Annotated in this window: 5 protein-coding genes; 3 read left to right on the top strand and 2 right to left on the bottom strand. The window is 30.3% G+C overall.

Annotated features, from left to right (window positions below; translation table 11 throughout):
- Positions 1-239: ELM1/GtrOC1 family putative glycosyltransferase (locus tag AMO08_RS00050; protein WP_179850715.1), on the top strand; the 239-nt coding region annotated here is incomplete at its 5' end.
- Positions 239-901: a hypothetical protein gene (locus AMO08_RS00045; protein WP_075484194.1), complete on the top strand. Its 663-nt coding sequence runs from the start codon at positions 239-241 to the stop codon at positions 899-901. The genes AMO08_RS00050 and AMO08_RS00045, both read left to right, overlap by 1 nt.
- Positions 902-903: 2 nt before the next feature.
- On the opposite strand, the gene AMO08_RS00040 is transcribed toward AMO08_RS00045, so the two are convergent.
- A complete protein-coding gene (locus AMO08_RS00040; protein ID WP_075484193.1) occupies positions 904-1,629 on the bottom strand; it encodes a proteasome-type protease in 726 nt (241 codons plus the stop codon).
- 110 nt (positions 1,630-1,739) lie between these two features.
- On the opposite strand from AMO08_RS00040, the gene AMO08_RS00035 reads away from it, so the two are divergent.
- Positions 1,740-3,185, top strand: a complete 1,446-nt coding sequence (locus tag AMO08_RS00035) for a circularly permuted type 2 ATP-grasp protein (RefSeq protein WP_075484192.1) — start codon at positions 1,740-1,742, stop codon at positions 3,183-3,185.
- Between the two features lie 7 nt (positions 3,186-3,192).
- Here AMO08_RS00035 and carB read toward each other — a convergent pair.
- Positions 3,193-5,326, bottom strand: a 2,134-nt coding sequence (gene carB / locus AMO08_RS00030) for a carbamoyl-phosphate synthase large subunit (RefSeq protein WP_075484191.1), incomplete at its 5' end; no start/stop codon positions are given.

Below are 5,326 nucleotides of genomic sequence, written 5' to 3'. Positions count from 1 at the left end.
TAGTTGTTACATGTGACTCTAGCTCTATGATTTCTGAAGCTGCCTTAACAGGAAAACCAATTTATGTTGCTAATATTTTACCAAAAAGAAAAGATGTCAGATTTCAAAATTTTAGAAATTTATTTAGAGAATTAAATATTACTAGAAACTTAGGGGAAGAAATTGAAAATTGGAACTATCAAAAATTAGATGAAACGAATAGAGTAGCAAAAATTATTAAAGAAAAAATACAATCATAATGTCATTTTTAAATTCAATTAAAAATAATTCAAAAGAACATAATTTCCCTTTTAATCACTGGGAGTATAGTGATGCTTTGTCAGAAGATGCAATTGATGAAATAGTTAGAGCAGACATTCCTGATGTCAGTAAACATAATCTTAATTATGATGGAACAAGAGCAATAGATGGTGGAGCCGCAGAATTTAGAAAAGGTATAGCTTCAGGTGGACAAGCCATAAAGTTTAGATGCTTTGTTAATAAAGAAAACTCATCTCAATTTCCAAATTTAGTCAAATTTATAAATGAACTTCAGTCTAAAGAAACATATGAAACAATTTCTAAAATGATAAATAAAGATTTATCAAATTCCTATGTTAGGGTTGAGGTTATATGTGACCGAGAGGGTTTTTGGTTGAAACCTCATTGCGATATAAAAGAAAAACTTATGTCAGGCTTAATATTTGTTAATAAAACAAATGAATCTGAAGATTTAGGAACTGATTTTTACAATGAAAAATTAGAAAAGGTTAAGACACTTCCTTACAAACATAACTATGGTTATCTTTTTACCAGTGGACCAAATACATGGCATGGTATGGAGAAGAAAAAGATCGTTAAAGAAAGACGATGTATTCAAGTAAATTATGTTACTTTCGAAACTGATTGGAAAGTTAAATAGTTTTATTTTTCCCAATCAAATCTGGGAAATGAATCGAAAACTTTAAATATTCCTTCTGACCACTGGTTACAAACTCGGGAATAAGTTTCGTCAGAAAGATTTAAACATTCAAGTGAAGACAATCTTTCAGCATCTTTTTTGTGCACAGCAAAATCTATTGGTGGGCCTACTGTTAAATCACTTTTTAATGTTGAGTCCATCGAAATTAATGCGCAACGTGATGCGTCCCCAATAGATACGTTTGGTTTGATTACCCGATCTAATATTGGTTTACCATATTTTACTTCTCCAATTACAAGATAAGGTTTGCTGTCTGCAGGTCTTATATAATTTCCTTGTGGATATATTAAATATAGTTCGTGTTGCTGACCTTTGATTTGTCCTCCTACTATAAATGTTGAACCAAGTAAGACATTATCTGTATTAATTCCTTGAGGTGAGGAGTGCTCAATATTAAGTGAACCAATGTAGGAAGCTATTTGTTCGAAATCAGAGCATGTGTTTAAGTTCATTATCCCAGTTGAGCTTTTTAAATCTTTCTCAATTGATTTGTAAACTGCTTGCGAAGTGCCTAAATTTCCTGAAGTTACTATCACAATAGTTCTGTCACCAACATCATGGGTCATCATTTTTGAATATATATTTACATTATCAAGACCCGCATTAGTTCTTGAGTCTGACGCAAAAACAAGACCTTCGTTAGTTTTAATACCAATACAATATGTCATAGGTGTAATTGATATTTAAAAATAAACATTTTTACAAACTATTTTTAGCATAACTGTCATTCATTCTTCGCATTTGTCTATTTTGTATATTTATTAAAATATTAATTATTATGGTTACTCAGTTCTGGAAAAATTATGACTCAAAGTCCTCTTATGACGGTTATATATCTGATGATAGTAAAATAAGAAAACATGCTAAAATTATTTCTGGTATTTTAGAGAGGAATGGAAAGAAAAAATTACAAGAAATTGAAAAAAATTGCCAAAGTACAATTAGTGCAAGAGGAATTAATTTTAGAGTCTATGCAGCCAACAATAGAGCAGAAGAAAAAAAATGGCCTTTAGATATAATTCCCAGAATAATTCCTAAATCTGTATGGAACAAAATTTCAAAAGGGTTGGCACAAAGAGTAAAAGCACTTAATTTATTTATCGATGATGTTTACAATAAAAAAAAAATTTTTAAGGATAATGTAGTTCCTAAGGAATTAGTTTTTAACTCGCCATATTATATCAAAGAATGTGATGGTTTTTCTCCAAAGTATAAAGCTTGGTCAAACATTTCTGGAATTGATCTTATTAGAAATATAAATGGTGAATACTTGGTTTTGGAAGATAATTTGAGAGTTCCATCAGGTGTATCTTATATGCTTGAAAATCGTATGGTGATGAGGGATGTTTTTCCAGAGTTATTTACGAGATATAAAGTTTCCTCGATACATCAATATGCAAATAAATTGTACCACTGCATGGAGGAATGTATACCTAAAAGAACTGAAAATCCTCACATGGTAGTACTTACTCCTGGCATTTATAACTCTGCTTATTTTGAACATTCTTTTTTAGCTGAACAAATGGGAATAGCTCTCGTTGAAGGTAAAGATTTGTTCGTGGAAAATGATACTGTATACATGAAAACTGTTAAAGGTAAACTTAAAGTAGATTGTATATATAGAAGATTGGATGATAACTTTTTAGATCCCAAAGTATTCTACAAAGAATCACTTATTGGAGTTCCTGGACTTTTTAAGTGCTGGAAAAAAGGAAACGTAGGAATAGTAAACGGAATTGGAACAGGCATAGCAGATGATAAAGCTATTTACTCTTATGTAAATAAAATGATTGTTTATTATCTAGGTGAGCAACCTAAAATAAATCAAGTTGAAACTTTTTTATGTCATGAGAAAAAAGATAGAGATTTTGTTATTGAAAACATTTCAAAATTAGTTGTTAAGCCAGCTAATGCATCTGGTGGATATGGTATTTTAATTGGTGCAAGAGCATCAAAGAAAGAAAAAGATGAAATGATTCAAAAAATAAAAAGTAAACCTAGAGAATTTATTGCTCAGCCTTTAGAAATTTTATCAACTCTTCCTACAATTACTGAAAGCAATATAGAGCCAAGACATGTTGATTTAAGACCTTTTGTGTTAAGTGGAAAATCTACTTATGTAACATCTGGCGGTTTAACAAGAGTTGCATTAAGAAAAGGGAGCACAATTGTAAATAGTTCACAAGGTGGAGGATCTAAAGATACAATGATTGTTGATGTTTAGAAATTACTTAAATATCTTGCAGCGAATTAACCTCTATTTTTTTTGTTTTTAAAGATCTAATTGCTTCTATACAAGCTTGAGCAGTTGACATATTAGTACAATAAGGAACTTTATTCTTTAGTGTTGCTCTTCTTAAAGCTATTGCATCACTTAATCGATGTTCACTATTTCCTCCTCCAGTATTTATTACTAGTGCAATTTTTTTAGAGTCTAAAACATCAACTATGTGAGGTGATCCAGTGCTTACTTTATTAATAATTTTACATTTCATCCCATGCTTTCGAATGTATTCTGCAGTTCCTCTAGTTGCACATAATTTAAACTTAAGTTTAAGAAGTTCTTTAGCCAAATCTATTCCTTCATCTTTGTGACTATCTTTGAGAGATATAAAAGCTAATCCTTGTTTTGGTAATGAGTTAGCTGCTGCGATCTGACTTTTTGCAAAAGCCATTCCAAAGTTTTTATCAAATCCCATAACTTCTCCAGTGGACTTCATTTCAGGTCCTAACAACAAATCACTGTTTGGAAATTTATTAAATGGAAATACAGCTTCTTTAACTGCGTACATGCCTTTAGATTTATCTTTTAAATTAAACTTAGATAACTTTTCACCAGCCATTACTCTTGATGCAATTTTAGCTAGGGGCAATCCTTTTGCTTTTGATACAAAAGGAACTGTTCGACTAGCTCTTGGATTAACTTCAATCACAAAAATTTCATCTTTTTTTATTGCAAACTGTATATTCATGAAACCTTTAACATTTAAAGCTAAAGCTAATTTTTTTGTTTGATTTTCAATTTCCTTAAGAAGATATGGTTTGATAGATACGGGAGGAAGGCTACATGCTGAATCTCCTGAATGAATTCCAGCTTCTTCAATATGTTGCATAATTCCTGCAACGTGAACCTGTTTTCCATCTGATATGGCATCCACATCTACTTCCATTGCATGATCGATAAATTTATCAATCAAAATTGGATTTTCTTCTGCAGCCTTAAAAGCCTCTTCAACAAATTTTTTAAGTTGATTTTTTTCATGAACAATTTCCATTGCTCTTCCACCTAAAACATATGAAGGTCTTACCATTAAAGGTAATCCTATTTTATCTGCAATTTTTATTGCCTGATTAAATGTTTTTGCAATTCCACTCTCCGCCTGCTTAAGTTTTAATTTATTTAATAAATTTCTAAATCGGTCTCTATCCTCTGCTAAATCGATAGAAGTATATTGTGTTCCTAAAATTGGAAGTTTGTTGTCATGTAAAAATTTAGCAAGTTTAATTGGAGTTTGTCCACCAAACTGAGCTATCACTCCTATTAGGTTTCCTTTTTCTTGTTCTTTTTTAATTATATTAAATACGTACTCTTCTTTTAAAGGTTCAAAGTATAATCGATCACTCGTATCATAGTCTGTTGATACTGTTTCAGGGTTACAATTTACCATGATAGTCTCAAAACCTGCGTTTTTTAATGAAAAACTTGCCTGACAACAGCAATAATCAAACTCAATTCCTTGACCAATTCTATTTGGTCCTCCTCCAAGAATAATTATTTTTTTCTTATTTGATGGATCAGCTTCACATTCAGAGTTAATTGAAAAATTTCTTTGATAAGTTGAGTACATATATGGAGTAAAAGATTTGAATTCAGCTGCACAAGTATCTACTTTTTTATAAACTGGATGTATTTTAAGCGCTGATCTTTTTCTTCTTACAATTTCTTCAGACGTTTTAGTTAATTCCGAAAGTTTTTTATCTGAAAATCCTATTGATTTTATTTTATTAAATTCTACAAAATCTTTAGGAAGTCCTTTGGTTTTTATCTGTATTTCACAATTAACTATCTCTTTAATTTGTTCTAAAAACCAAGGGTCAATTTTAGATAAATTGTATATTCTCTTTAAGTTTATTTTTTTTCTAATTGCTTCAGCAATTAGCAATATCTTGTTTGGAATAGTTTCTTTAAGTTTCTTTTCTATTTGCTTTTTATTTAAATCAAAAATTCTGTCTAAACCTGAAAAACCAGTTTCAAGAGATACCAAAGCCTTTTGTAAAGATTCTTTAAAGTTTCTTCCAATAGCCATTGCCTCACCTACTGATTTCATTGATGTCCCTAAAGATTTTGTAGAATTTAATAAAATA

Origin of the sequence: Candidatus Pelagibacter communis, assembly GCF_001180205.1 — a bacterium.
Classification (GTDB): domain Bacteria; phylum Pseudomonadota; class Alphaproteobacteria; order Pelagibacterales; family Pelagibacteraceae; genus Pelagibacter; species Pelagibacter ubique_O.
This window is presented reverse-complemented; position numbering and strand designations above follow the sequence as displayed.